The organism is Streptomyces sp. SID1328, assembly GCF_009865595.1.
GTDB classification, from domain to species: domain Bacteria; phylum Actinomycetota; class Actinomycetes; order Streptomycetales; family Streptomycetaceae; genus Streptomyces; species Streptomyces griseoluteus.
Genome location: NZ_WWKH01000073.1, coordinates 1 through 339, shown reverse-complemented (window position 1 = coordinate 339; position 339 = coordinate 1). Strand labels below are relative to the sequence as shown.

Annotated in this window: 1 protein-coding gene; it reads left to right on the top strand. The window is 73.5% G+C overall.

Annotated features, from left to right (window positions below; genetic code table 11):
- A partial coding sequence (locus tag GT030_RS02200) for an amidase family protein (protein WP_272920649.1) occupies window positions 1-310 on the top strand: 310 nt, incomplete at its 5' end.
- Between the last annotated feature and the right edge of the window lie 29 nt (window positions 311-339).

The following is a 339-nucleotide window of genomic DNA, read 5'->3' as shown; positions in this document are numbered from 1 at the left end:
GCTGCCGTTCCTCACCGAGTACGACGTACTGCTCACCCCGGCCCTGGCCCGCCGCTCGCCCGCAGCCGCGCCCTGGCACCAGCGGAGCTGGCTCGCCAACGTGGCGGTGAACACGGCCAGTTCACCCTTCACCCCGGTCTGGAACCTGACCGGCTGGCCCGCGATGTCGGTCCCCTTCGGCGCCCTGCCGACCGGCGCCCCGGCCGCGGTCCAACTCGTGGGCCGCCCGGGTACGGAGGCGGACCTGCTGGCGGTGGCGGAGGACCTGGAGCGACTGCGTCCCTGGGCGCGTACGGCACCGCTGAGCTAGGTCCTGTCTGACAATTCGCGTCGTCGCCC